General features: G+C 42.1%; 5 protein-coding genes. All 5 read left to right on the forward strand.

From position 1 onward, the window contains the following. Positions 1-485, forward strand: a 485-nt coding sequence (locus QXE01_12325; GenBank protein ID MEM4972023.1) for a dihydrofolate reductase family protein, incomplete at its 5' end; no start/stop codon positions are given. 78 nt (positions 486-563) lie between these two features. Then, on the forward strand, positions 564-758 hold the full coding sequence (locus QXE01_12330; protein ID MEM4972024.1) for a hypothetical protein: 195 nt from the start codon (positions 564-566) through the stop codon (positions 756-758). Positions 759-1,039: 281 nt separating this feature from the next. Next, on the forward strand, positions 1,040-1,852 hold the full coding sequence (locus QXE01_12335; GenBank protein MEM4972025.1) for a hypothetical protein: 813 nt from the start codon (positions 1,040-1,042) through the stop codon (positions 1,850-1,852). Continuing rightward, the gene (locus QXE01_12340; GenBank protein MEM4972026.1) at positions 1,849-2,514 is read left to right on the forward strand and encodes a hypothetical protein; all 666 of its coding nucleotides are present in this window, start codon (positions 1,849-1,851) and stop codon (positions 2,512-2,514) included. Before QXE01_12335 ends, QXE01_12340 begins: the two co-directional genes overlap by 4 nt. Before the next feature lie 150 nt (positions 2,515-2,664). Further along, positions 2,665-3,069 (forward strand): hypothetical protein, encoded by a 405-nt coding sequence (locus QXE01_12345; GenBank protein MEM4972027.1) that lies wholly within the window; start codon positions 2,665-2,667, stop codon positions 3,067-3,069. Positions 3,070-3,075 lie beyond the last annotated feature (6 nt).

Genomic DNA, 3,075 nt, shown 5'->3' on the forward strand with positions numbered 1-3,075 from the left:
TTGAGGGGGAAAACCCTGTAAGGATCGTTGTTGATGGTAGGCTCAGCATTAGAGAAGATCTAAGGCTGGTGAGGGAGAGGATTGCGAGAACGATTATCTTAACATCACAGGTAGCTGATAGAGAGAAGATCGAGAGGTTAAGGGGTAGAGGTTTAGAGGTCTATGTGATCGAATCTAGCTCGCCACCAAAGATAGATATGGATCGAGCTTTGAATCTATTATATAGCATAGGCATTAGAAAAATCCTAGTTGAGGGAGGCGGAGAACTAATATGGAGCCTAGCGGAGAAGCACTTGATAGACGAGATAAGGGTAACATATACAGGCTATATACTCGGAGGCAGAGATTCGGTGTCAATAGCTGGTGGAAGAGGCTTTGAAACAACATCAGAATCACCCCTTTTCAAACCAGTAAGTGTACTTCTATGTAGATGTGGCAGAGAAGTCCACATAATATTCAGAAGAGTCGATGCCATTTCTCCCTAGGTGTTCATTCCAATCATTTTATGGTTCATGGTCTCGCCTAGGGAGTTCCACCTTGTCCATAGGGATCTCGGGATCCCTATGGGTTCATGGGTGGCTGTCGAGCCCAACGGCATGGGGCTCCCATCTAGGTTTAGCCCGCCAGGGCTTGGAGTAGCGCTCCCATCACCCAGGCGGATCACTGGTAAATCTGTAATCTTCGGAGTTTATAAAGCTTTAATGGCATCAACCTACCTTATAGCTCTGAGGGGCTTGAAACGCTACGATGGTTATTAACTTATATAAACTTCTCCTTTAAACATCAAGATATTTTCAGCCCACAAATCTGGTCATGAAAGATAATATAATCCCGCATGTTTAGATCTAATACATGTCTGGAGCTAAAACACATGCTCATCTTCCAGTCGATCTCGTCTTAGTTATGGGAGATATTCCCTATGATAGATCCCAGCTAAGTAAAGACCGAAGAAGCCTTGAGAAGAAATTCTTTGAAACAGGGAAAGCGGATCAATATATGCGTTAACTTTAAAAGCCATATATATACTTTGGTGGTGCATATGGGGCTGGGAGTTCTAAGAGCCTCTCTCCTAGCCCTAGGTATTTCAAGCATTATTGCCGTGCTTCTCATCAATCCCTTCTTCTCGGCCGTCATATCTTCTGTGATCTCTGGTGAAAGCTCCCTAGTAATTATTCTCCCAGAACCTGCTGAGATCTTCAACAGATCCCTGGATAATTATACATACTATGCAGAGATCTGGGCTATTGTTCCTGAGGGTATCATTGAGCTTGTGAAAACAAAAGTTGGACCTGGAGTTCCGATGATAAAGCTTACAATAAAGGATCTAAGAGATATCGTTTCTAAATGGCTTGAATTCTATAGGGTATATGGCAAATACTGGAGACCCTCTCTAGTGATCCAGTTCTCAACATACGATCTTAATAACAGATCATCTATACTTGCCTTTGGAGCTTCCATAGTATATGATCCAGAGATCTTTATATCCCCTATAGCTAAGACAGAGGTTCATAGATTATCATTAAGAGAATTTCCATTAGTAAAGAGATTCGAGGCTAGGAATCAAAGTAATGCTGAAGTCTCCTTTGCCTCATGCAATATAACCCTACAGGGTCTCCCACCACCATGTGCAAGTCCATATGACTGTGGATGCTGCATGTCAGATGGGAGCTTTCCATATTTCACAAGATTAGCTCTCGGAGAGAAGATATTCGACTCGAGCGACCCATCAATCCCAGAGGCTTTAAGAGATAAGGTGCCTCTAGCAATCCTCTATTTAGATCCTAATGCTCTGACAAGATCCTTCTCATTACATATGAGGCTCAAAATATTAATAAGTGGATCTTCAGAATGACTATATTCGATAGATCCTCCAACATCACAATATGGGGCGATGCCAGTGGAGAGTTAACAGCATCTGTAGGATCTGGTGTTCAGGTTGATATGTCACGTCGTATAGGTATGATCTTTTGGCCTGGATCGTTTAAGCTATATACAGCCTATGGCTATACATGCTGCTATCAGAGGCTATGCACCGGTCAGGGTGATATTGCGATCACATGTGATCCCAATGGATTCCCGGCTCTTCTGATGGTAGTAACCTATGTGAACCCGGTACTTGCTTCAGAATCATTTACATTGGATGAGGCTCCTCTAGATATATCTTACTTCAGATCCAAGCTTATGTTCTCCTACTACTATGTGCCTGCAGGCTCCTATGTATCGATTCAAAGAGATCCTTATGAGCTGAGGATCAATGTTGTTAATATTATAATGGCTATAATACTTAGTAGGTTAAACATACCTTGGCAGCAGGATGTTCTGCTATCAATTGCAGCTGAGTACATGCCAATAGCTGTGGAATTAGTTGGATCTCAAGGTATGCAGGAAATCTTAGAACTATATAACACTGGTTTATACCCAGCTACAGCATATGTGGCAAGACTCCGGGCAGTATATATAGATCCAACAAGGTCTCCAGAGACTTTCACCCCGCTATTTGTTGATGTTAGATAAGCTCTTATCAGATCGATGTTAAAGGTGGATTTTCCACATATAGTTTTATCTGCGAAATTGTGATAGAGATCAGCTTCTATATAGTCGCTATACATGTTTTTGGGTTCATATATCTTTTCAACCTCTACAGGATAATATTGTGGGGATGGAATGGTTAAGATACCCTCGACAATGATTACTGAGAAGCTTGAGGGTAGGAATATCTATTTAGAGTTGGTTGGCGGAGAATCTCTAGAAGGCGTTCTCGACCAGGTAACCAGCTATGAGCTTGGTTTAAGAACTGCTAACGGTGCAGTTGTAGTATTTAGACATGCTATTAAGAGTGTGAGGGTTAGGGAGAACGAGGTTATGGGGATTGTGAGGGATTGCTGTGAGGAGCACCATATCCTTGGAAGCGATTATATAGGTTATGAGGTGGTTGTCAAGTTTATAGATGGCGGTGAGGTCTCAGGAAGGCTTATCTCTATATCGAGGAATGAGATCGCTGTAGCCTCTGAGGGATATGCATATATACTTAACAAAGGCCTTATCTCCTATGTTAGACTCATAGGTTAACATTTA

The organism is Sulfolobales archaeon, from assembly GCA_038897115.1.
In the GTDB taxonomy this organism is placed as follows: domain Archaea; phylum Thermoproteota; class Thermoprotei_A; order Sulfolobales; family AG1; genus AG1.